The organism is Ruegeria halocynthiae (assembly GCF_900106805.1).
Taxonomy (GTDB): Bacteria; Pseudomonadota; Alphaproteobacteria; order Rhodobacterales; family Rhodobacteraceae; genus Ruegeria; species Ruegeria halocynthiae.
The window spans coordinates 25,597-47,789 of the sequence record NZ_FNNP01000011.1 but is presented as its reverse complement, the minus strand read 5'-3'; the positions used below and the strand labels follow the sequence as shown (position 1 = coordinate 47,789).

At 53.6% G+C, this 22,193-nt stretch carries 21 protein-coding genes and 1 pseudogene; 10 read left to right on the top strand and 12 right to left on the bottom strand.

Annotation, left to right across the window (positions count from 1 at the left end):
• Nucleotides 1–106: 106 nt before the first annotated feature.
• On the bottom strand, nucleotides 107–988 hold the full coding sequence (locus BLU89_RS18520) for a sterol desaturase family protein (RefSeq protein WP_074738806.1): 882 nt from the start codon (nucleotides 986–988) through the stop codon (nucleotides 107–109).
• 390 nt (nucleotides 989–1,378) lie between these two features.
• On the opposite strand from BLU89_RS18520, the gene BLU89_RS21595 reads away from it, so the two are divergent.
• The 9 genes from BLU89_RS21595 (at nucleotide 1,379) to BLU89_RS18480 (ending at nucleotide 10,211) form a co-directional block, all read left to right on the top strand.
• Nucleotides 1,379–1,555: a hypothetical protein gene (locus tag BLU89_RS21595; RefSeq protein ID WP_176797724.1), complete on the top strand. Its 177-nt coding sequence runs from the start codon at nucleotides 1,379–1,381 to the stop codon at nucleotides 1,553–1,555.
• A 711-nt stretch (nucleotides 1,556–2,266) separates the two neighbouring features.
• On the top strand, nucleotides 2,267–2,515 hold the full coding sequence (locus tag BLU89_RS21370; RefSeq protein ID WP_143030615.1) for a hypothetical protein: 249 nt from the start codon (nucleotides 2,267–2,269) through the stop codon (nucleotides 2,513–2,515).
• A 216-nt stretch (nucleotides 2,516–2,731) separates the two neighbouring features.
• Nucleotides 2,732–3,796 (top strand): hypothetical protein, encoded by a 1,065-nt coding sequence (locus BLU89_RS18510; RefSeq protein WP_074738802.1) that lies wholly within the window; start codon nucleotides 2,732–2,734, stop codon nucleotides 3,794–3,796.
• On the top strand, nucleotides 3,793–5,322 hold the full coding sequence (locus BLU89_RS18505) for an ABC transporter transmembrane domain-containing protein (RefSeq protein ID WP_074738800.1): 1,530 nt from the start codon (nucleotides 3,793–3,795) through the stop codon (nucleotides 5,320–5,322). The genes BLU89_RS18510 and BLU89_RS18505 overlap by 4 nt, the downstream gene beginning before the upstream one ends.
• 1 nt (nucleotide 5,323) lies before the next feature.
• Nucleotides 5,324–6,907, top strand: coding sequence for a sensor histidine kinase (locus BLU89_RS18500; RefSeq protein ID WP_074738798.1), 1,584 nt, complete (start codon nucleotides 5,324–5,326; stop codon nucleotides 6,905–6,907).
• Between the two features lie 92 nt (nucleotides 6,908–6,999).
• Nucleotides 7,000–7,671: a response regulator transcription factor gene (locus BLU89_RS18495; protein ID WP_074738796.1), complete on the top strand. Its 672-nt coding sequence runs from the start codon at nucleotides 7,000–7,002 to the stop codon at nucleotides 7,669–7,671.
• A gap of 68 nt (nucleotides 7,672–7,739) precedes the next feature.
• Complete coding sequence (locus tag BLU89_RS18490) at nucleotides 7,740–8,627, top strand: M48 family metalloprotease (protein WP_342722343.1); 888 nt, start codon at nucleotides 7,740–7,742, stop codon at nucleotides 8,625–8,627.
• A gap of 214 nt (nucleotides 8,628–8,841) precedes the next feature.
• On the top strand, nucleotides 8,842–9,417 hold the full coding sequence (locus BLU89_RS18485; RefSeq protein ID WP_143030614.1) for a DUF4956 domain-containing protein: 576 nt from the start codon (nucleotides 8,842–8,844) through the stop codon (nucleotides 9,415–9,417).
• Nucleotides 9,418–9,440: 23 nt separating this feature from the next.
• Nucleotides 9,441–10,211 carry a polyphosphate polymerase domain-containing protein gene (locus BLU89_RS18480; protein WP_074738792.1) on the top strand — a complete coding sequence of 257 codons (771 nt, stop codon included), beginning with the start codon at nucleotides 9,441–9,443 and terminating at the stop codon, nucleotides 10,209–10,211.
• On the opposite strand, the gene BLU89_RS18475 is transcribed toward BLU89_RS18480, so the two are convergent.
• From BLU89_RS18475 to BLU89_RS18445, 7 genes are all read right to left on the bottom strand, one after another.
• On the bottom strand, nucleotides 10,200–10,418 hold the full coding sequence (locus BLU89_RS18475) for a transposase (RefSeq protein WP_074738790.1): 219 nt from the start codon (nucleotides 10,416–10,418) through the stop codon (nucleotides 10,200–10,202). The two genes, BLU89_RS18480 and BLU89_RS18475, sit on opposite strands and share 12 nt — an antisense overlap.
• A 292-nt stretch (nucleotides 10,419–10,710) precedes the next feature.
• Nucleotides 10,711–10,929 carry a hypothetical protein gene (locus tag BLU89_RS18470; RefSeq protein ID WP_074738788.1) on the bottom strand — a complete coding sequence of 73 codons (219 nt, stop codon included), beginning with the start codon at nucleotides 10,927–10,929 and terminating at the stop codon, nucleotides 10,711–10,713.
• Nucleotides 10,930–11,125: 196 nt separating this feature from the next.
• The gene (locus tag BLU89_RS18465; RefSeq protein ID WP_083347801.1) at nucleotides 11,126–12,490 is read right to left on the bottom strand and encodes a sensor histidine kinase; all 1,365 of its coding nucleotides are present in this window, start codon (nucleotides 12,488–12,490) and stop codon (nucleotides 11,126–11,128) included.
• 562 nt (nucleotides 12,491–13,052) lie between these two features.
• Nucleotides 13,053–13,379: a hypothetical protein gene (locus BLU89_RS18460; protein WP_074738784.1), complete on the bottom strand. Its 327-nt coding sequence runs from the start codon at nucleotides 13,377–13,379 to the stop codon at nucleotides 13,053–13,055.
• An 88-nt stretch (nucleotides 13,380–13,467) separates the two neighbouring features.
• Nucleotides 13,468–14,838, bottom strand: coding sequence for a sensor histidine kinase (locus BLU89_RS18455; protein WP_074738782.1), 1,371 nt, complete (start codon nucleotides 14,836–14,838; stop codon nucleotides 13,468–13,470).
• Nucleotides 14,825–15,502 (bottom strand): response regulator, encoded by a 678-nt coding sequence (locus tag BLU89_RS18450; protein ID WP_074738912.1) that lies wholly within the window; start codon nucleotides 15,500–15,502, stop codon nucleotides 14,825–14,827. The genes BLU89_RS18455 and BLU89_RS18450 overlap by 14 nt, the downstream gene beginning before the upstream one ends.
• Nucleotides 15,503–15,612: 110 nt before the next feature.
• Nucleotides 15,613–16,140 (bottom strand): roadblock/LC7 domain-containing protein, encoded by a 528-nt coding sequence (locus BLU89_RS18445; protein ID WP_218129432.1) that lies wholly within the window; start codon nucleotides 16,138–16,140, stop codon nucleotides 15,613–15,615.
• A gap of 911 nt (nucleotides 16,141–17,051) precedes the next feature.
• Here BLU89_RS18445 and BLU89_RS18440 point away from each other — a divergent pair.
• Nucleotides 17,052–17,681 (top strand): annotated as a pseudogene (locus BLU89_RS18440) (tyrosine-type recombinase/integrase); the annotation flags it as partial.
• Nucleotides 17,682–18,126: 445 nt separating this feature from the next.
• Here BLU89_RS18440 and BLU89_RS18435 read toward each other — a convergent pair.
• The 4 genes from BLU89_RS18435 to BLU89_RS18420 are packed head-to-tail and all read right to left on the bottom strand — an operon-like array spanning nucleotide 18,127 to nucleotide 22,187.
• Complete coding sequence (locus BLU89_RS18435; RefSeq protein ID WP_143030613.1) at nucleotides 18,127–19,164, bottom strand: sulfotransferase; 1,038 nt, start codon at nucleotides 19,162–19,164, stop codon at nucleotides 18,127–18,129.
• A complete protein-coding gene (locus BLU89_RS18430) occupies nucleotides 19,143–20,408 on the bottom strand; it encodes a CoF synthetase (protein ID WP_074738778.1) in 1,266 nt (421 codons plus the stop codon). Before BLU89_RS18430 ends, BLU89_RS18435 begins: the two co-directional genes overlap by 22 nt.
• The gene (locus BLU89_RS18425; RefSeq protein ID WP_074738777.1) at nucleotides 20,401–21,222 is read right to left on the bottom strand and encodes an MBL fold metallo-hydrolase; all 822 of its coding nucleotides are present in this window, start codon (nucleotides 21,220–21,222) and stop codon (nucleotides 20,401–20,403) included. The genes BLU89_RS18430 and BLU89_RS18425 overlap by 8 nt, the downstream gene beginning before the upstream one ends.
• Entirely contained in the window at nucleotides 21,219–22,187 is a 969-nt protein-coding gene (locus BLU89_RS18420) for an NAD-dependent epimerase/dehydratase family protein (RefSeq protein WP_245709795.1), read from the bottom strand. Before BLU89_RS18420 ends, BLU89_RS18425 begins: the two co-directional genes overlap by 4 nt.
• Nucleotides 22,188–22,193 lie beyond the last annotated feature (6 nt).

The window sequence follows — 22,193 nt, the reverse complement described above, 5'->3', positions numbered from 1 at the left end:
GCGCGTGGCGCGGCGGATTCAACGAATGAGCCCAAAGTCACTTGTGCTGCATCTTGCACAAATGGCTGAGGACCACGCAAAAGATCATTGGTTCACGGCTTTTGATCTATTTGTCAGCGCCCGGCTTGGATGAGATGGATGAAGATCGCTTCCGATTGCTGCGGGCGTCAAGCGCACCTCCACTCGCCGGGCCGAGAAAGGGTTGAATCAACATCCGGTCGAGCCAGAGGTCGCGACGCGTGCGAAACTGCTTAATGCCGATCATCATACCCTTGTGCCCTTTCGCAGGCTGCGCGACGTAAGTCCCCAGAAGCCGATCCCACCACGGTAGATTAAAGCCGAAGTTCGAGTTGGTTTCGCGTGGATCAATGGAATGGTGCACTCGGTGCATGTCCGGGGTGACGATGATCCATCTGAGGAAACGATCTACCGGCCGCGGAAGATCAATGTTGGCGTGATTGAAAAGCGCCGTCGCGTTCAAGATGACCTCGAACAAGAGCACGGCGACAGCGGGGGGACCCAAAGCTGCAACGACCGCCAGCTTGATCCCCATCGAGATGAGGATTTCTACCGGGTGGAACCGCAAGCCTGTGGTCGCGTCGAAATCAAGATCGGCGTGATGCATCCGGTGCAGCCGCCATAGCCCCGGCACGGCGTGGAACATCACGTGCTGAAGGTAGATCGCAAGATCGAGAAGCAGCATTGAGACCGCTATGGCAACCCAAACCGGTACATCTATGTTGTTGAAGAGCCCCCATCCGCGGTCCTCGGCCATCACCGCAAGACCAACTGCGAGGATCGGAAAGGTCAGCCGCAGGATCGCGGTGTCGAGCACAACGAGCGCAAGATTATTTGTCCAACGCACAACGCGCGGAATATCCCGTCTGCGCCGGGGTGCTGCAACTTCCCATTGCGCCATGACCGCCAGAATGCCCAGAAAGGCCACAAGGCGGATGGTCGGCTCAGCTGCGAGGATGGTGTCGGACATGGAGCGTGTCTTTCCGGGTTGTCGGTCGCGGCGGGTCTGCCATCATTTCTCAGTGACGACTGTTCCTTTGTAAAATAGCAGAAATTCACGTGAAATCATCTGAGGCAGCTTTATCCACATCCAACTGCCTACCAACAACTGCTGCCGTTCATTGAGCAGGTTTGACAGATGCTCCCTTGTCTGAGACGCTCCCAACATTCGCAGAGGAGATTCTAACAATGGACCAGCATACTTTATGATCCCGCCGCGCGCTGACCTTGATATGGCAGAATGCGCATTGAAACGCTCCTGCGGAGGACTCTGACAATGGACATACGGCGCTAGCCCATCGTGGGCGTTCGCAGTCGAGCATCTGCGCGACTTCAGCTTCCTTTTGTTATGAGGTGCATCATGCCCTTCAAACCACCGAAATCCACCTTCGGGCGGACCCTTCCTGCTGTGGAGGACACACCGAAATCCGCTAAGTTAGTAAAGGCCAAAGCCAAGCCGCAGCGCGATCTGCGTGTGAAGACACCACCGCGTGCGGCCAAAAGGATGAACATGCCCGGAAAAGCGGGCAGTCGTTAGAGACTGGTGCGGGGCGTGTTGTGTGCCCCGCGCTTCTAATCAGGATGGTCCAAAGCGCCCCACACACTCCACACTTCGCCGAACAGCCGCACGAACTGTTTTTCAGACATAGTCATCCCTCTATGGAGCGACATTCGACTTTCTTGGTGAGGTTGCTCGCTTTGCGACAGCATCGCACTCAAGTATTTCGCAAGACCCGGGGCCTCGAAGATGATCGCCATCCGACATGAGACCAGCGGTAATCGAACCCAATTATTCAAGCGACAGAATTGTAACCGCCAACCATAAGGGCCGAACATCTGTTGTATATTGTTGCCGGCAGAAACCTGAAAACACTGTAACTGCTAGATTTTGCCTTGGAAACCAGTGCTTGGTCTTGGGTTGCTTCGATGTCTTTGGCCAATTCGCGTTTCCGTGCAACTGGTGGCGTTCATCTGACGTTCATTTTCAAATTAGGTCGGCTTCATCTCTGACAGCCATATTGTCCTACTGGAATTGAAGAGTGTTGTTTCACCGAAGCAACCGACGACCAAAGGATCAAATGTGTCCAAGACCAGGAGTATTACGGCGCGACGCAGGTCAAGGGCATCCTCCAGCGCGAAGTGCGTTCTGGTTTTGGCATTCACATTCGTTGTTGGTCTCGGCCAATTCAATAGCGCCACAGCACAAACAGCTAGTTTCCGGTCTGTTGATACGAACGCAGATGGGGTCTTGAGTTTAAATGAGCTTACCGCCGCATTTGGAGAATCCGGCGCGCGAAGGCTTCTTGATGATATTGATGACAACAGAGACGATCGCATCACGATCATCGAATTGCGCCGTGGGGTTGATAACGGAAAAAGTGAAAAAAATGATCGACGCGAACATGGAGATCGGGAAAACGATAATGACAAATCAGACGAGCGGGATAGAGACGACCGTGGTGATGATCGCGACGATGATGGAGATGATGATGACTAAGCGAACACAACCGCTGTGTTACTTTCCATGACCGTGCGTGTGAGCAATCGGGTATTCAATTTGCCTGAGTATGCGCAGCATATAAACATTGCTCCAACTAAGCGCGTTCATTTGACGTTCATTTGACTGCATGCCAACCCTTCATTCCACTTTGCAATTCTTCTCACGTCGCACTGGCAAAACGATTACATTGAACAGCCAGTCACGGAGCTAAGCATGACAAAGTTTCACCTAACCACTCCTGTCGCTTGCGAAATCGCAAAATGGGCATTTACCACCCGCAGAGTAACCCGGTCCGATGTGCGCGGACAAACCACCCAGATGGGCACCGCAAAAGCAGGGGACTTAATCCTTTGTGAGATCGCCGAGATCGGTCATCACAAGAAAATCCAATTGGCCGAGCGTCGTGCTTCGGTCAGCTATCCCGGCGATTACGTCGTGCTTTGTCTGGGCGACCGCTACGCACCGGATCAGTTTCTTGCCAGTGCGGTGATTGATGATGATCTTATCGATCTGGTCGCAGGTGGCGGTGTTGCTGGCCGAGTCGATGCAGCGCATACACGCATGGATGATCCAACACGGTTGAAGCCTATCGGCCTTTTGACCAATGCTTCTGGTCGCGTGATTAATGTGTCCGACTATGCCCTACCTTCCCTGCCGAACAATGAGCAAGTCACGGTCATTGGCGTTTTCGGGGCTTCAATGAATTCTGGGAAAACAACAGCAGCATCAAGCCTTGGTCATGGCCTTATGCGTTCGGGTTACTCCGTCGCAGGTGTCAAGGCGACCGGGACCGGAGCCTTTGGCGATTTCAACAGCTTCGAGGACGGGGGCGCTCCGGCGCTCGACTTTACGGATGTCGGAATGGCCACAACATATCGGATGCCACTTGAAACGATTGAAGCCGGCTTTGATACGTTGGTTGCAACAGCAGCATCGCGTGGTGCCGAAATCGTGGTGGTTGAGATCGCCGATGGTGTGTTTCAGCAGGAAACGCGGGCCATCTTGCGCTCCTCGCGCATACGGGATCGGTTGGACGGTATCCTGTTCGCTGCACCTGATGCACTGAGCGCGCTGGGTGGCGTGACCGTTCTTGAAAAAGAAGGGCTCAACCCGTTTGCAATATCCGGAATGGTCAGTTGTTCCCCATTGGCCGCCACCGAAGCCGCAGAAGTAACCAGCCGCCCGATTTTGTCGCGCGAAGACCTTTGGTCGCCAGCGACTATCGCCAAACATGTTGCGCCGCTGATGCGACGCGTACCGGAAGATGTGGCCGCATGAACCCCCTCCCCAGATTGGCCACACGGGACCGCATCATTGATGCGGTCCTCGTGGTGTCCTGCGGTATCGTGCAGGCTATTGCACTGGCGCTTGCAGCGTTCGCCACGCGGGATGCCTTTTCGGCGCTTCACGCGGGTGAAGCCCTTGCATTGAATACTGTGTTGCAACTGGCGATATCTGGTGGGGTTGCTGCGGCGTGTCTGCTTTTGTCTCGCTATCGCGCAGAGGCGCTTGGCCAAAGCTACGCAATTTCATTGCGTCACATGCTGTACAGGCAAATCGCCCGTCTTCCCAAATCCCGTCATGAAGAACGTCGCGTCGGCGCATTGTCACTAAGGTTTGTTGGCGACTTGTCTGCGGCGCGCCTTTGGTTTGGTCGTGGATTGCCTGATGTGTTGTCAGCCGCGCTTGTGCTTCCCGGAGCCGTAATCATTCTCTATTTTCTTGACCCTGCGCTCGCGATTACAGGTATTGCCTCGCTCAGCGGCGCACTGCTTATCATGGGACTGCTGGCTTGGCACCTTGGGCGGCGGCATCAAAAGTTGCGTCACAATCGCGCCAATATCGCGATATCCATGATCGAACGTATTGCAATCGCGCCCGAACTGGACCTGATGGGACGAACCGATCGCGAACTGCGCAAGCTCGACAAACAGGGCGCATCGCTGCGTAAAGACGCGTTGGCGCGCCGTGGCAGAACCACCAGTCTTCAAGCGGTGCTGCAACTAGGTGTGGCGCTGTCCGGTCTGTTGATGCTCTGGCAGGCAAGCCAATTCGGTATTGCCCCGGCGACGGTTGCGGCCAGCCTATCGGTTTTGGCGTTGATTGCCCTTCCATTGCAGAATCTCGCAGGCGCGTGGGATCAATACTGCGCCTGGAGTGTGGCGCGTGCAAAGGCTGAAAGGCTGCTTTCGGAACCTAAAATAGTTCGAACGGTTTCAAGCCAGGGCAAACCCCTTGGAGTTAATGTTACCGGGGAATTTGAAGGTACGCCCGTCTCGCTCGACGCCCGGTCTTGTTCGACGTCAACGTTAACAGGGAGATATGCTGTCAGTATCGCGCGAAATATTGCTGGGCTCGATACAAATGAAGGCATCGCGGTTCTTTATGGTGGACAAGAGAAAGCACCAAAAGTTGCCTTTGTCGGGGACGATCACATTGGGCTTCAGGGCAGTTTGCGTCGATCGGCAAGTCTGATGTGCCTTAAAAGACCAAGTGATCAGAACATAACTGAGGTTATGACGTCCTTTGGATTAACTGAGCTGCTTTTGGCAGATCGTGGCCTTGATCAGCGGCTAGCAGAAAATGGGAACGGGCTATTGCCCTGCCAAACACTGCGAATTGATCTCGTGCGCGCAGTCCTTGGCAACGCTGAAATTGTGGTAATCGCATCTATCAGGTGGGCGTCATGTCAGCATGACCATGCCAAATTGCTTGATACGCTCCGGAAGTTATCATCGGCCACCATCATACTGGTCGAAGAAGTCGCCTTGCCCGATATGAAACAAAGCTTAAAGGACGTCTGATATGCGTTCATCTACTCTGTTCGGGATTTACGCCGCTGTTTTGGTCGGGTTTCTCGGCGGACTTGCGGGTCTTACCCTTTACAGCCTTGAAAAATCTCGGTGGTGGGATGCCCGGATCTCTCTGGCTCAAGAGTCCTATGGCTTGCATCTGAGGCTGGAGGCGGACCTATACCGTCTGTTCAAGCAACACGGCGACGCACTTTTGATCGGGGATCGGGACGATGGTATTAGCGAAGCAGAGCTGCAGGCAAAAATTGACACGACATTAGATTCAATCCGAACTACGATCGCACGTGAAATCCTGATGGTGGGCGACGAGGAAATCGAGGAACTCGAACTACTTGATGAGATCGAGGATGATATTGAATCCGTCAATGCCGCCATCGCGAACCTTTCAGCCAATGGTAGCCGTATCGAGACATTTGTCCGGATTGAACGCTTGGCTGCCTTGCTGGACGGTGACATTGATGATGAACTCGATCAAAAAATCCAGGCTGCCCTTGATGAAGAGGCCGAGGAAGTCGACGAGGTATTGAGCGAAGCATCAGCATTCAGAAAGTGGAATGAACGATTAGTTTACTTGATCGTTCTGGCCGCAATTGGCGTTTTGCTTGTGGCGCTCGTGTCTTTCAACCGCCAGATCAGAAAACCACTTACACGACTTGCAGACGGCATTGGACACCTGCGTGGCGCCGATTATTCCAAGCCAGTAAGCTTGGGTGGCAGCCAAGAGTTCAGAGAGCTGGGAACCGTTCTGAATAGCATGGCCGAAGGTTTGGCTGCTCGCGAAGCCAGCCGCGCCGAGCAAAAGAGGCAACTGGAAGATACCGTTGCCGCCAGAACCTTTGAGCTTCAGCAACTTATCGACAAGCTTGAGACCGGCGAAGAGAACCGCAAGCGTTTGATGGCCGATATCAGCCATGAGTTGCGAACGCCTTTGGCAATCATCCTTGGCGAGGCTGATGTCACTCTACGGACATCAGAAACGCTGTCAGAGGACGCTTCAGATTCACTTGCCCGTATTCGAGATTCTGCAAAGCACACAAACCAAATCGTTGATGACATGCTAACCGTCGCTCGATTTGAGGCGGGCCAACTCAGACTGGATCGTAAGGAAACGGATCTACGAAAAATACTGCGCGATGCAGTGGCGATGTTCCCCGATCCGGTTCAGGTCGAAACTCCGGAAAGTAAGGTAGTAGCGTCGGTCGACGAAGTTCGGCTTCGCCAGTCGGTGCTTGCATTGCTGCAGAATGCGCGGCGATATGGTGGACCAACGATAGGCGCGATGTTGGAAGAAGGGCTCGCGTCTTGCAAGATCACTATCGAAGATGACGGTCCCGGCCTTAGCGCGGCGGAAAAGTCCCAAGCATTCGACCGGTTTTTTCGGGGGTCGAACGCTTCGGGACAGGGGATCGAAGGCAGCGGTCTCGGGCTTCCGGTTGTGAAGTCGATTGTAGAGGCTCATGGTGGGACAGTTGACCTTCAAGATCGCCAGGAAGGCGGGCTAATGATCACCATAACCCTGCCCAAATCACCTCGGATGAAAGTTGTTCAAACCGATGTGCTGCGAGAAACGGGTTAATGATTGCCAATCTGCTTCATAAGCTAGTTGCGCAGCCGGTAAGATCGCACGCAGCCTCGGGGTTTTGAACAGAGAGATAATTGAGGCGTACTATGAATATTTTACTTGTCGAGGATGAATCGCGTGTAGCTGATTTTATCCGCCGCGGATTGTCTGCTGAAGGCTGGTCTGTTGATCATGCGCCAAGTGGCGAAGATGCGTTGGAGCACGTGGCCGCCAGCAACTATGACATCATTTTACTGGACCTGATGTTACCGGGGATTCAGGGGCAAGATGTTTGTCGCAAGTTACGCGCGAGGAAATCAAAGATCCCGATCCTGATGCTGACCGCATTGGACAGCCCCGAGGAAAGAGTCGAAGGGCTGAGGATTGGCGCAGATGACTATCTTCCCAAGCCGTTCGACTTTGATGAACTGATTGCGCGGGTTGAAGCGCTGCATCGCCGCGCCAACAGCTATGCCAACGATCTCAACGACACAGTGATTACTTGCGGAACGCTTACATTTGACAGGCGTTCACTTCAGGTCTCCGTCGAAGGTCAGGAAATCCAGTTGTCCAAGAAAGAGCGTGACCTGCTTCTTCTGTTTCTGACCAATGTTGGGCGCGTGCTATCCAGAGAGCGGATTCTGAATTCGGTTTGGGGCATGAATGAAGATCCATTGACCAATGTTGTCGATGTCTATGTCGGGCGCCTCAGGCGCAAAATCGGTGCAGAAGGTCAGCGGATCGTGACACTCAGGAACGTCGGCTATCGTATGACTTGAACAATGGCCAAGTGGTTTGGCTCGGGGATCGACCACTAAGGAAGTGGCCTGCGAATTGTACCAGCTGAATGTCGCTGCGCCGGTTATGGACTAATCTCGGGCTTCAATTGAATTCAAAGAAAGACTATTATTGCCAATTCTGCGCAAGAGAATGCCGCAAGCCTATCTATGCCAACAGGGCACTTTACATTTGTGTTGGGCAAGGTCTCAATTACGGTCCCAGATGTCGATTGAAAGGTCTGTTCATGAGGCGAGTGTTGCCTGCTCTGGTAATTCTGATGCTGTCGGGATGTATATCAACCACTACCCCGCCGTCGGCACCAATCCCTCAGCCAACTCGCGCAAGCGCTCCTATAAACCCTCAGCAGGCACAAGCGCGATTCCGACAGGTCGCAGCCCGGATCGAACCCGTCGCAGAGCGTGAATGTCGCCGTCGCACTCAAGGGGTGAACTGCGATTTTCTGATCCGGATAGATCCAGATAAAAACGCACCCTCAAATGCATATCAGAGTTTGGACAAGACGGGACGCCCCGTTCTTACGATGACGCAAGCGCTGATACGGGATGTGAACAATACAGATGAGCTTGCATTTGTTTTGGCGCACGAGGCCGCTCATCACGTTCAGGGGCATTTGGCGCGACAGGCCCAAAATGCGGCGGCCGGTGCTGTGCTATTGGGAAGCCTCGCGACGCTCGCGGGGACTGGTCCGAACGATATTGCCACAGCGCAAGATATCGGAGCTTTTGTCGGGGGGCGTAGCTACTCTAAAAACTTCGAACTCGAGGCTGATAAGCTGGGTACGATCATTGCTCATAACGCCGGTTATGATCCACTGAAGGGCGCATTGTATTTTACTCGGGTCCCTGATCCAGGTGATCGCTTTTTGGGGACTCATCCACCCAATGCCCAGCGATATTATGTGGTCCAAGCGACCATGGCTGAAATTGGCGGTTGATCCGTTTGGCATGTTGGCATTCATCAAACAGTCTCTCATCTACCGATGGGTGTGCTTGCTTTTATTACGGTCTTTCCAAAAAGCGCCCGTGTCATGAAACTTTCATAAAACTGTAACACGCAGTCAATTTGCCAATCAGGAGGGGTTCAGGCGCCCCAGGCAAAACTTGATCCATCAAGTGCCCCGTGAGGGTTCACAACAGGGATCAAAGTATATGCTTGAATCAACTCTCGTCCCCGAAACCCCTATTCGCTTTGCTATCAACATCGTTGCGATGATGGTCCTAGTGTTTGGTTTGTATTACCGCCGGTACCGAGACAAGGAGCTGGTGACCGCCGCTTCGCTATTCAATGTCTTTGCCTTCGGTGTGCTGACCGTTTTGTCATCGGTTGAATTTAGCCTGGCGGCTGGATTTGGCTTGTTCGCCATTCTGGCACTGTTCACGCTGCGGTCGGAACAAATCTCAAAGGTCGAAATCACCTATTTCTTCGGCTCTATCGCTATCGCCGTCATCTGCTCAATTCACGGTACCGAGCTGGCTTTTGTCGGTGTGATTGTCACGCTGGTGCTACTGGGTGCCTGGGCGCTTGACCATCCACGCATTCTGCAGTCGGCCGATGGCGTCAAGATCACGCTGGACAAGATCGACGCGCATGCACTGTCAGATCCCGAGGAAATGCGTGCGGACCTGTCCGAGCGATTGGGAGTGGACGTGATGTCCTATCAAATCACAGCGCTCGATTACATCAACGACATGGCCCGCATAAACGTGTTTTTCCGCAAAAGCTGAACCTGCAATCAAGGGAAACCGCCATGGATACCAACATCGCAAAAACGCTCACGAGTTTCGCAGCAATTGGACTTGCAGAACTTAACAGCAAAGCGGCCATGCTCGAACGATTGGACAACAAATACATTCTGCCTGCCGAAGCTTTTAGGCCGGCTCTGGAACGTTTTTCCGAGCACTTTGATGTCTTGGAAATAGACGGCAAGCGTGCCTTCACATATGCAACTAGGTATTATGACGACAATGAGTTGCGCGGTTATTATGACCACCATCAGGGGCGTCGTAAACGCTGCAAAGTTCGGGTGCGAGAGTACGTGGACGCCGGGTTCAGCTATCTTGAGGTTAAGCTGAAAGACAGGCGCAAAGTCACCGTAAAACGACGATTGAAGGTCAATGATCCTGCCAACCCGCTCAACCATCAAGCTGTCGAATTTATCGAAGAAAACTATCGCGATATCTACTCGGAAGGTTTCAGAAAATTGCTGCAACCGGTAATCGCAATGCAATATGAGCGTATCACTTTAGTTGCCAAAGAGGGTGGAGAGCGGATGACCATCGACACCAGTCTTCATTTTGACGCTGGTGAAGTTTCTCGCGCGGTCCAACCCGACCTGTTCATCATCGAGACCAAATCAGCCCGCGGTAACGGTATCGCTGATAAAATACTGCGCGGGTTGCATCTACACCCGACCAAGCGCTGTTCGAAATACTGTATCGGCATGGCTGCAACGGGTGCAGTGGATCGACAGAACAAGTTTCTGCCGGCGCTGCGGAAGCTTCGTCTGTCAGGGCAATAGGGTCTGAAATTGTTTTACCTCGCCAATGGTGGCAACGATGGCCGAAGCCGTGATCGGGCCGATCCCCGGCACTCTCATCAGACGTCGCGCATCGGCATCTAACCAGGCGTGCTGTTCGATCAGTTTGGTAAGCCCATCAACCTGCGCATTGAGCCCGTTCAGTTGATGACACGTCACGCCAAGAATGCCGTCCGCGATCTTGGGCATTTCCAACTACTCCTCGGTGCCGTGTTCCCCGAATAACTTGGATACAGCCTCAATGCCGGTCGGCAGGATGCGACCATACTCACGTAAAATGCTACGGATCATGTTCACGACCTGAGTGCGCTGGCGGACAACCAGATCTCACGCCCGATGAATTGCCAGCACCGCCTGCTGATCTTCGGATTTGATCTCGACAAAGCCCATCGTCGGGCGGTGCACGGCTTCGCAGATCGCTTCGGCATTGGCAGCATCGGTCTTGCCGCGCTTTACGTGGTGTTGACATAGGCGGCGGGCATCAGGCGCACATCATAGCCGAGCTTGCGCAATTCACGGCCCAAGTGATGGGCGAACCACAGGTCTCCGTGCCAAACACACAGCGCGGTAGCGTCTCAAAGAAGTCGAGCAGCTTCGCGCGTCTGTTCTTCTTGTTGATAATCTTGCGACCAGTGGCTGAACCGCCGTGAACTTGAAGAACGTCCTTGGCCAAATCCAGGCCCACGGTCTTTACTGTCATTGGATGGCTCCTTTCCTAGCATTCTATGGCAACTGCATTTTGGCACGTTCGATGCCGGTGGAGCAGGAGCCATCCACCTCATCTGCTAAGTGGGCCGAACCAGTTCGAATTAAGCCGCTAAGCTTGTGCTTGCTCCGTTAGATGTAGGAGTGCAAAGCCACCAAAACCTGACGCTGAAACAATACTTGATCCGTTGCTACGCGACGTCGAAGCGAACAGAAACCGTCAATCCGGGTAAACTGTTTGTTGCCGTTAAGGGCGCCGAATGATGATCTGCGATAGCCTTCACCAACGCCAGTCCCAAACCATTCCCGACACTATTTCGTTCGCTTTCAAGTTTATAGAAAGGAACAAAAAGTTTACTCAGTGTGTCTTCAGGAACGCCATGGCCATCATCAACCACTGAAAGTGTAACGGTGTCGTCTTGTTGTTCAATAAGAAGGCGAACTCTGGAGCCCAGCGGACAGTGATCGATTGAGTTCTGCAATAGGTTTGCACAAAGTTGTTTTAGCATACCTTGATCGCCTTCGATCAATACACGCCCTGAACGGTTCTCCACAAAACTGAGACTTTGGCTCTTAACCTCCGCAAGAGGAATCATGGTCTCAACAGTTTCCCGGCCCAGTCTGTTCAAATCCAGATAGCTGAATGCTTTGGGACTATCAGCTTCTTCGATACGGTTGATCCGCAGAACTGTTTCGAAGGTCCATTTGAGACGATCAAGTTCAGATTGAATTTTGTCGATAGGCTCCAGGGGTTGGCCTTTGGATTGTAATGAATCTCTCGCTTCTTGAAGTGCGATGTAAGCATGAGTGAGTGGATTCTTTAGATCATGTGCAATGGATGCTGCTGTTGATCGAGTTGTGGTCATCAAAGCTGTTAGGTTGTCGAGATGGCCGTTCATTAGCCGTGCAACCCTGTCTATCTGATCGTTGTTCTTACCGACCGAAAGTCGCGCTTTGGTCTCACCTCTTGATACTTTGTTGAGCGTTTTCGCCATCTGATCGAGCTTGCGATATGTTCTTATACTGGAGACATAGCCAACCAAAAGCGTGCACACGGTTGCTCCTAACCCGATTGCTACCAAGGACCACGCCAGCGACTGAAGCGTGCTCTTTACGAATGCAAGATCGCGACCAACCACAATTACAAATCCACGGTAGGTTTGCACATTTACCCGGTGGATGCGCTTTTCACCGCCGAGATCTATGCCATCATCTTTGATTTCTCCCCAGCCCCGAAAGGACGGGTATTCGTCGATGTTACCTGCCAGACGCGTCCCTTGACTATCGAACAGGCCAATCAAACTGGTGTCGAATGGCAACCAGAGGGTCGCGTCATCGATCGCTTGTACAACATCGGAATCATCGTCGTTATCGTCCAGAATTTCCTGAATGAAACGCATTTCGTCGATCAACAACGAGTCCATCTCACGTTGCAAGTCGCCACGAACTCTTTCGAATGTTAAAAAAGCCAACGCCGCAACTGAAAAAAGTATTACTACAGCTGCATACAACGCTGTCGTAAACGCTGCTCCAGAGACAATGTTTGAGCGCTTCATTTGTCTTTCATCCGATTATAATGGCAACCACATTTGGTTTGGCTAACGACAAACCTATTCCGATCTGTCAACCGTGTGATCCTAGGGTTTCTAGCGGGAAAATGGGCGGGAAAATGGGGAATTTGGGGAAACATTCTGCACCATTGATGATACAGACCCGGCGAAGCACATAAATGTCAGTGCTTTCAACTCCTCCCAATCTCCGTGGGGTTGAGTATGCCCGACCTCTGTCAAAATAGTTTATGTGCGGTGTTGCTCGCCTGATACGGCGGTTAATGAAACCTAGATTTCCGTGAACTTGCAGCGCTCCCTTCCGAGGGGGTGGAGGGGAGCGCTGCTTTGACTGAGGGAAGCAAGCTTGTGAGTGAGTGGTCCGTGTCTTCACGGTACCGGTGACACCCTTCAGGAGGGTAACGAGTGCTTCCTCAGTCGAGTATTCGGTTTCAGTTCCAACATTGAAGGCATCTTCTGCAACGCGTCCTTGCCATCTGGCTTTCAACAACCTTACGTTTTTGAAAGGTAATGCGATCTACCCCCTGGATCATTGAGTTATCTGTGTTGTTCAACCACGCTTTGTGCAATGTCCGTGATCTTCGATCGATGTGGCACCATGCGTGGACAACTCATAGGTCATGGTTGGAAAATGTAGCGCCAAAGTCCAAACTTCATCGGTCTTGATGTGGATGAATGTCACTCCGTCCAGCCCGTGTGCGACGGAGGCTGCGCCTTCTGTATTTTGCACAACCAGGCGAGCTTCTGAGCGGTCAGCATCCTGAAAGATCTGAATGATTTCACCATTGATTTCTGACGTGCATAGGTATTCTGTTTCGTCTGCGATCGCCGCAGACGCAGGCAAAAGTGCCATTAGGAGCATTGCTTTCATCGTCATTGTTTTTCCGTTCAAAAGGTTGGGCTTTCTGGTTTGAGAGGTCCGAGTGGTGGTTCGAATTATGAGTGGACCATTCATCCGCACCTATTCAGACCGCGACGCGAGGCTTTCCAAAGCTCACGCACACCCGCAGGCCCGGTTCATTGTTTTCCACTGTGACTATTGCGCCGTGGCGTGTGGCAACGGCCTTTACAAGCGACAGGCCAAGCCCATTGCCATCTTCATTTTTTGTGCCTCCTGCTCGGAAAAACGCATTAAAAATCTTGCTAATTTGGGGTTCCGGAACCCCTGGACCGTTGTCTGTCACAACCAGCTCAATCACATCAGGCCTGGCTGTCACGGAAATCCTGATCCATGAACCGGAAGGGCAATACCGGAGCGAGTTGTTCACGAGGTTGACGAGCAGCTGCTGCAGCATGTTTTCGTCGCCTCGAATCAATATCGTGTCGGCGTTGTAGTCCGCCGAGATGTGCTTACCTGCATCGACGGCAACTGGATACAGCGCCTCAGTAACACCCTCAACGAGCGCGCTCAGGTTCACTGTTTTAAAGCTGTTTTGATGCGTCCCTTCCTCAATTTGCGAGACCTTGAGGATCGTGTCGAAGACAATTCTAATGCGCTTTAGGTTGCTCTCTAGTTCATTGAGGCTGGATCGCGGGTCGCCACCATACTCAACTTCGCTGTAAACCTGTTGCAAAGCGATAAAACCATTGGTTAATGGTGCTTTCAAATCGCGGGCAACTGTGACTGCGGTAGCATGAGTGCTATTCAGTGAACTCGAAATCCAGTCGAGGCGTCGGTTAACCAACTGGAAAATCCTATCGAATTGATCGCCTGTTACCGACACCGGAAGACGAATAGAGCTATTCGCTTTAACAGGCTGTTCGAGAGTTCGCTCAACCCACTTTAGTTTCCGGTAGTTTTGAGAGCTGAAGTAGTAGCCAAGACCCAAAACAGTCATGGTTGTGGCAAGCGTCAGTAGCAATAATCCTTCCCAAAGTGTCGTCAAAGCTTGACTAAGCGATGTCATGCTAAGCGCGACTACTGTGCGATACCCAATATACTCAGACGCATGAAGCATATAGATAGGGGCGGTCCCGCCGAATTGAACAAAATCTGGATCTACCTCATGCCATCCGTTAGTATCAGGCACTTTCGCGATTGACCCGGCAAGAGCTGAACCGCTTTGGTCGAACAGCGCGATTACGTGAAGTTGGGTTCGATTGGAGTTATTCAAATGCTCAATTGCTCGCTGAACTGCGTCTGCGCCGCCTTCTCGCAATATCTCATGAAGCAAAAGCTCTTCATCGAGGATTTGTAGTTCGAGGTCAGAGCGGAGCTTGTCTTCCAGCGCCAGATAGGCTGCATATCCAAAAACAGCGGTGATGATCCAGACAATCAATGCCGCGAAACAAGCGGTCTGGAAGGGAGCACCTGAGACAATGCTAGCGCGGCCCATGAAGGCTATATCCTACGTTTCGAGACGTGTGCAGAAGCGACGTCTCGAAGGGCTTGTCTATCTTCGTCCTCAGACGACTGATGTATGTTTCAATCACGGTCGAATTAGGGTCAAAATTATAGTCCCAAACTTGCTCCAGAAGCATGGTCCGTGTCACCACTCGCCCAGTATTACGCATCAAAACTTCCAACAGCGCAAATTCACGTGGCAACAAGTCTATTGTCACATCTTGCCGTTTCACGACCCTGCTGAGTAGATCCATTGAGAGATCGTGGACTTGAAGTTCGGTTGTCGAGGCATCGGACGAATGTCGCCTGACAATGCTGTTTAAACGCGCCAGCAGTTCTGAAAAATGAAAAGGTTTTACCAGGTAGTCATCTGCACCTTCGGTCAGACCTTCTACTCTGTCCTGAACGTCTCCTATTGATGTAAGAAACAGAACCGGCGTCTGTTTTTTCGCGGCCCTAAGTGCCTTGAGAACGGAAAGACCATCCATTCCTGGTAGCATGCGGTCTAGGACTATGGCGTCACATTCATTGTACAAGCAATATGACAGGGCATCCCGACCATCTTCGTACCACTCCACACTAAAGCCGTTTGATCTAAGTCCAGAATTGACAAAGTTGGCGGTTTTTTTGTCGTCTTCTGCGACGAGTATTTTCACTTCAATTCCTCCGACTTTGCTGTTGGACCCGCTTGCTGCAGCTTGGAAAGCGCCGTAGTTGAACCCAGCCATAGCGAGATGGCTAAGTCCATTTGGCAAATCGTTGCAGACTAGAGGCTCAACGTTTCTTCAACGGCTTTCACCTGAAGCCGGGCAAGACCAAGATTGGCGGTCTTCTTCTCTAATGCGACATACACAAAGATGTTTGGGTTTTTGTCCAGCGGGCGGACCAGATGATACTGTTTACCAAGCGTGATCAGAATGTCTTCGATGGTATCGTTAAGCTTCAGTGCTTCGATTGCCTGAAGTTTGGCACGGACGACTTCAACATTTGCAGCGCCTGCAGTTTCAAGATCAAACTTTGAGCCACCTTCGGTGCCCAGCACAAGGCCGGTATCATGATCGACGAGACACGCCCCCAAAAGTCCTTTGATTTCACTCAACTTAGAAATGTCCAACGACATATTTTGCTCCTTTTTCGCCTTGGAATAACTGATCTGACCCGCACCAGACGTTTGATTGATTGGACGAGTTCTGTTGTTTGCAGGTGGGATTGTAATGACGTACTTTTGGACCAGGCCGAACCTTTCGCTAAATCTGGCCAGCACAGACGATGCATCACCCTTGGAATTCGACATTTATTGTCCACTTCTGGCTGTGATCTTGGCGGTTGAGTGCCGAACTGGACTTCTGCCACTTCGGGCGCCTTGGGTAAGAAGGAAGAGCCGATCGACCAACATATCGTCCAAACCTGGGAGCGCGCGTGCCGTCCGCTGGATGCAATACATGGAACCTGGCCTCGCGTTCAAAACCGGTGCTATTTGTTCTCGAGAGCTATCGTGATCTCTGTACAGAAACCTAAGCGCGGCAACGCAGACAGGGGTTAAGTATTGGGCATTGTTGGTTAAAATGGCCAATACACGTTCAGGATCCAAAGGAATTGAGGACCACAGATATCCGAGTTCGAAAAGGATGCCAGCCAAAACGGTCAAAACAGAATTTAGCATAAGACCCTCGCCTCGTTACCAATTAACTAAGCGGCTCGTAGAATACAGGGATTTTTAACTGGCTTTTCAGGATGCTTAAATTTCTGTAAGAAATAGATTTCTTAATAGTGTTAGATGGGAATTTCGGCGCATAGCCTCCGCCCGTCATCTATCCTTGTGTGGTGCCATAACTCCTTTCAAGCTCAGTGCTGCTGATATCCGATTACCACTTTGTTGCGTCAGACTCCTAAAGCCGCCATTGGTGCTGCTATAGCGAAAGAGCGCTTTGTCCGTGTCTCGTTCCTTGCCTGAAGAAGTCCCGCTGCGCCTGGCACAAATGGCAGCTCTTCTCGCTGCATTGTCGTACTAAAGATGATGCGTGCGCGGCAAAATCTGTGCTGCGAGAAAATCAAATTCACATGATGGGCTCAGAACAGCCCAATGCACGCGCAGCGTTACCCAAAAAACAAGTAATCGGACAACGGCCAATTAACCAACAGCAAAATTCAGGTATCAGCGCGGCGCTGATGTCTGGGTCTGGCGGGAGGATTGGAGGGCGCACTATGTCAAAAGTTCAACTTCCCGCTGTCACCCCGAAACGAAGAGCCTGGAACAAGGGCCGGATCGTCGGCCAGAAAAGGCCGCTGTTGCCGAAACAAGTGTGGGCAATCCGCGCGCGGCTCGAATTGCCCAGGAAGCTGCGCGATCTCAAGCTGTTCAACGTGGCGATTGATAGCAAACTTCGCGGTTGCGACTTGATGAAACTGTCCGTCAGCGATTTGGTCAGAGATGACCGCGTTCGCGAGAGGGTGTCTGTAATCCAGAGCAAAACCCAGCGACCCGTTCAGTTCGAGCTTTCTGAAAACACGCGGGATTCCATTGCCGCATGGATCAAGTCGCCGGAAATGAACGGCTGCCGTTTCATGTTTCCCAGCCGGTTTCATGACCGCCCACATAACTCAACCCGCCAATATGGCCGACTTGTGCGGGATTGGGTGGCTGCGATTGGGTTGGAACCCAGCGGCTACGGCACCCATTCGCTGCGCCGGACCAAGGCGGCGGAGATCTACCGCAAGACCGGAAATCTCAGGGCTGTTCAACTGCTGCTCGGACACACAAAGGTTGACAGCACTGTCAGATATCTTGGTGTCGAACTTGAAGATGCGCTGAGCATCGCCCAGCAAATCGACATTAGAACCATGTTGGCGGGCGGCACTTGCCGTTCGCCAATCCAGACCAGACCTACAGTCGCACCGCCGCAGTGGTTCGGTTCGAGCCCGACCCGGTCATTGTGACTTGTACTACGCGCGCTCGCCGCAGAAGAGTTGCTGCGGCTGCATTTGTTGGTGCGCTACCATGCGGAGGAAAAACCCGCCATTCGTCCACCACGCGGCAAGATCACTTCGCCAAATTTACAGATGGCGGGAAAAATCGCACTTTCGCTGGGTCTCTTCGACATCGCGCAGGCTCATCGCAAACCGGTAGTAGGCCCAGGTCGCGTAGGAAGTAACAGAGCGAGGGAGGCGGTAGCCCTTCAGATGGGACGTGGAAGCAAGGCTGATCATAGAACCGCGCTAAGCAGTTGTTGGTGCGAGGTCAATTATTGGACGATGCCGTCGTCCCACCTGCAGCATCATATCAAGCGAGTTGGTCAGACACGGCTCTGGCAGCTGCCGTCAGTTCTTCGAGTTTCCGCCGTTCCTGCGCGGGCAACGCCTTGTAGCGCGGGGAGACCATACGGGGGACGTTTGCACCATATTCAAGCCATCCCTTGTTGTCCGGCAACTCCAGAAAACGGGCCAAGCGGATCAATTCTGCTTTGGGATCGGCGACCACCGACTCGTAGCGCAGAACCAACCTGCGATAGGTCGGCAGTTCTGAAAACTGTGCCAGCCCGCTTCTAGTCAGCGCAGACCAGCAGCGGGCGGCATCTTCGATAGAGGGTCTGGTGTTTAGAATCCAGTCAACCGGCAGTACCCGCCCCGACAGCTTTTCGGTCAATGCAATCCACCGGGCACTGCCGATTTGCGCACCCGGCTTGAACACATCAACGCCGAACCGCGAGGCCAGTTTCCAGAACCAGATCACAAAGCGCGCCGGTTTGTAGTGTCGCATTGACAACGTAACATCGCGCCCATCGCGAAGGAGGATCGCGAATTTTGCGTTCGGAAACGCTTTGGCGAGCGCGGACGTGGCCATCAGGGTGCCGCCGGATCGTTCTACCCAGAACTGCTGGCCTGTTTTTGTACCAAGAAGGTCGATCATGGCACGCATGTGATCCGCGCGTGTCTGACGCGAGAACCGGCGCATCTGATGGGCCAACTCGTCAAACTCAGTGTCGGGCGTCGGGAAGAGATGTGGTAGAGTCACGGCAAGGATCAGCGGGCAGTTGAAAGGATCAAACCGCCGCTTCTGGACCGTGTGATACAGGAACTCATCCGGGGCGCTTGCCGGATTTGCCAGATGGCGCATCAAGGCTGTCGGCTTGGCAAGTTGCCACCAGAACGCCTGCCCGCTGATCTGACCGGGAAGCAAGGCCCGTGTGCCTTGAGTTGCCATCAGCTCGGACAGGCTGAGCACATCCGGGTGCTGACGCAGGATGGTCGACATCATCGTCGAACCGCTGCGCGAGGCGTTGACCAGAAACGCCCCTTTCATCGGGGATCTGCCCGCCACTGGTTTTCCACCCGTCGCAGCTTTCGATGATTGTCGGGGTACAGCCGGGCGGTGCGGGCTGAAACTGTAATGCCCTTACACCGTGCTTGGATCAGACGTTCCAGGGCAGCTTTGGATGTTTGCAGCTGCTCAGGTTTGTATCGCTCAGGCAAAACCAGCTCGATTCGGCGCTCGGCCACGCGCAGAATGCGGAAGTCATCAATGCTCCGATCCGCATCCAACACCGCGTTGCGCAGGACATCCGGTGTGAAATAGATAGGTTTCGTATCCGCGTCGAAAACAAACACGTCATCCATTCGGCCAACAATCTCGCTGACCGCCTGAAGCGGCGACCCGCAGCGGCAAGGCTCGGGCATGAGGCGCAACAGATCATTCATCCGATGGCGCGCCATGATCTGATATTGACGCTGAAAACACGACACGATGGGGTTCACAAGGCCATCTCCGGCAGGTTCAAATTCAAACTTCGTGGTATCTTCAGCCAGATGGATGTTGTCATGCGGACAGCTGACCCCGAAGAGGCCCTCGGCGGCCATGTAAATCTGTCCGAGCTTCAAGGCAAACCCCGCCTCGATCACCTGACGATCCACAGGATCAAGCGTCTCGGCGCTGGAATAGACGATCCGGGGGGTTAGCCCGATATCCTCTTCCGCCAAAGCCCGCAGAATGCGCGGAGGGCCAACCAGACATGTCGGATCAAACGCCGCAAGCCGATTGGACCATCGCTCCATCCCCTCTTTCAGATCGAAGAAAGCCAGTTCCAGCCGATTGGCCCGCGCTGCGGTGTCATAAAGCGATGAGGATTGCGGCAGAATCACGGCCACACGCTCGGCCTGGAACGGAAACCGGGGAAGTGCCTTGGCCAAAATGGTCCCCAGCCAGCGCAACCGTTCCTGTGGGGTGATCACATAAAGCGCGCGGTTGCCGCTGGTGCCGGTGCTGGCGCCAACGCTGATATCTCCGATCGTGCCGGAGGTTTCAAAATGCTGCCATCCGACAGGGGCGGAAATGCCACCCAGATTGAACGCTCCAAAATCAGCCATCATCTGGGCCTTGTCGGCAATCGGCAGGGTATCGAGCCTTGACGTGGCAGAGGAGTAATAACGTGTTTTTGGAATATCCCGCTGCAACCAGCGCTGGAGCGCGCGGTCCTGCCAGATCAGGAAGTCGGCGCGAGAGAGGCTTTGGCGCGAGCGATAACGCGTCGATGCAAAAGCGCGTGCGATATGCCACAGATCAGACATCAGCGGGCTGCTCAAGATCGAACGAGGTCAGGGCCGGATCGTGGCACAGCACGACCCGACCGCCCGCATTCCGAAATTCAGCCACCTTCCGGCTGGAGCGCTCGGCAGCACCCGTATCATGCGCAGCAATCCGTCCCAACAAAGGGAGCGGTTTGTCCAATACGGTCCGCATCCACTGCACATCACAGGCGTAAAGCAGAACGGGGTCCAGCCATGGGAAGCAAAGCCCGAAATGCCCTACTGCATGGCCGGGAAGATCAACTGCAATCACCGTTCCGTCGCCAAGCAGATCGCGGCCTGCACCCAGAGTCAGCGGCGCATCTGAGACACGACACTCCGCGATGTCCGTGACCCGGCGCAGCACATCATCGGGCAGAAGTTCCGGGAAAATTCCGTGACGCAGGTTGGCGAACCCGCTCTGGCCCAGAATGGTCGTGAGTGTTTTGCGATGTGTGATGATCTGAGCCTTTGGGAGGCTGCTCAGAGCCGATACGTGATCGGCATGAAAATGCGTGACGACGATCTTGCGCACATCTTCAACCGAATAGTCAAGCCGCTGTAGAACCGCCGCGATCTCGCCCTCCTGCTCAAGCACGGGGTCGAACACGGCAGCATAAGCGCGCAGGCCAAAGCTGCGAGCACCGGTGAAGAGATGGCTGCTGTACCCGGTGTCGATCAGGACCGGGCCAAACCCCGGATGTTCAAGGATGCCATAGCGCACGCGCAGCTGGCGGGTCTGAAACCAGCTGCCGTCGGGCTCGACCAAGCGTTCCGGCGCTTTGATAAAGGCGCTGTTGGCAAAGTGCAGCTTCACGATACACTCCCTGCCCAGAATACGCTCTCGATCCCTTCATTAAACCGGATATTTGGATGCCAGTTCAAAACCCTGGAGGCCTTATCTATATTGAGGCTTTGTTCAAAGGCCAGCAGGGCAAGCGCATAGGCCGTGACTTTGGGCTCACCCGCGCCCGGCCAGAGAGTATACACCTGCTCCACCATCCTGGCCGCAGCGAGGGTGGGTCGAAGCGGCATAGGCCGCCACCTCGGCTGAACATCCGCGCGCTGACATGCCATTTCAATGATCTTTTTCGTCGGCAACGCCTCGCCCCCAGAGATGTTAAAAATCTCTCCTTCTGCCTCTACGCCTGCAGTCAGCGCAGCAAGCACGGCGCGGCACACGTCGGAGATATGCGTCAGATCGATGCTGGCACGCCCGTTGCGAAACAAGGGCAGAGGATGGGATTGCGCCGTTTTCAGCAGCCGTGGCAGCAGTGCGGTATCACCGGGGCCATAAATCCCGCGCGGGCGCAGGCTGATCGGGCCAATCGAAGGGGTGGCCAGCACGATCTGTTCAGCCTCGGCCTTGGTACGCGCATAATTGTTGAACGGCGCAGGCAGCGGGCAGGTTTCCCTGATATCCAACTGGTCACGCAGCGCAAAGTAGACCGATGGCGAAGAAATGTTCACAAAGCGCCGAACCTGCGCCTGTTGGGCCAGCGCCACGACATTGCGCGTGGCATCGACATTTGCAGACTGGAACGCCGGGAGCGCACCGGAAGGAGCGGACAGCGCGGCCGTATGGGCGATGGCATCCAAACCGCCAAACTGCACAGGGTCCAGCGAGCAGGTCAGATCAGCGCGATGCACCTCAAACCCCTGATCTCGCAGATCGGCACAGCGCGGTGCCGAACGTCCGGTTGCAACGACATCCAGCCCCTGGTCGCGCAAGAAACCGCAAAGCCTGCCGCCGAGAAAACCGGTGGCCCCTGTAACAAGCACCCGCAA

What these genes read in the sequence shown, in the direction of transcription:
- BLU89_RS18445 (WP_218129432.1), bottom strand. Translation starts at nt 16,140, where the DNA reads ATGTCGAATTCCAAGGGTGATGCATCGTCTGTGCTGGCCAGATTTAGC.
- BLU89_RS18510 (WP_074738802.1), top strand. Translation starts at nt 2,732, where the DNA reads ATGACAAAGTTTCACCTAACCACTCCTGTCGCTTGCGAAATCGCAAAA.
- BLU89_RS18465 (WP_083347801.1), bottom strand. Translation starts at nt 12,490, where the DNA reads ATGAAGCGCTCAAACATTGTCTCTGGAGCAGCGTTTACGACAGCGTTG.
- BLU89_RS18520 (WP_074738806.1), bottom strand. Translation starts at nt 988, where the DNA reads ATGTCCGACACCATCCTCGCAGCTGAGCCGACCATCCGCCTTGTGGCC.
- BLU89_RS18455 (WP_074738782.1), bottom strand. Translation starts at nt 14,838, where the DNA reads ATGGGCCGCGCTAGCATTGTCTCAGGTGCTCCCTTCCAGACCGCTTGT.
- BLU89_RS18460 (WP_074738784.1), bottom strand. Translation starts at nt 13,379, where the DNA reads ATGACGATGAAAGCAATGCTCCTAATGGCACTTTTGCCTGCGTCTGCG.
- BLU89_RS21595 (WP_176797724.1), top strand. Translation starts at nt 1,379, where the DNA reads ATGCCCTTCAAACCACCGAAATCCACCTTCGGGCGGACCCTTCCTGCT.
- BLU89_RS18470 (WP_074738788.1), bottom strand. Translation starts at nt 10,929, where the DNA reads ATGACAGTAAAGACCGTGGGCCTGGATTTGGCCAAGGACGTTCTTCAA.
- BLU89_RS18480 (WP_074738792.1), top strand. Translation starts at nt 9,441, where the DNA reads ATGGATACCAACATCGCAAAAACGCTCACGAGTTTCGCAGCAATTGGA.
- BLU89_RS18475 (WP_074738790.1), bottom strand. Translation starts at nt 10,418, where the DNA reads ATGCCCAAGATCGCGGACGGCATTCTTGGCGTGACGTGTCATCAACTG.
- BLU89_RS18495 (WP_074738796.1), top strand. Translation starts at nt 7,000, where the DNA reads ATGAATATTTTACTTGTCGAGGATGAATCGCGTGTAGCTGATTTTATC.
- BLU89_RS18485 (WP_143030614.1), top strand. Translation starts at nt 8,842, where the DNA reads ATGCTTGAATCAACTCTCGTCCCCGAAACCCCTATTCGCTTTGCTATC.
- BLU89_RS18430 (WP_074738778.1), bottom strand. Translation starts at nt 20,408, where the DNA reads ATGTCTGATCTGTGGCATATCGCACGCGCTTTTGCATCGACGCGTTAT.
- BLU89_RS18490 (WP_342722343.1), top strand. Translation starts at nt 7,740, where the DNA reads ATGTCGCTGCGCCGGTTATGGACTAATCTCGGGCTTCAATTGAATTCA.
- BLU89_RS18500 (WP_074738798.1), top strand. Translation starts at nt 5,324, where the DNA reads ATGCGTTCATCTACTCTGTTCGGGATTTACGCCGCTGTTTTGGTCGGG.
- BLU89_RS18505 (WP_074738800.1), top strand. Translation starts at nt 3,793, where the DNA reads ATGAACCCCCTCCCCAGATTGGCCACACGGGACCGCATCATTGATGCG.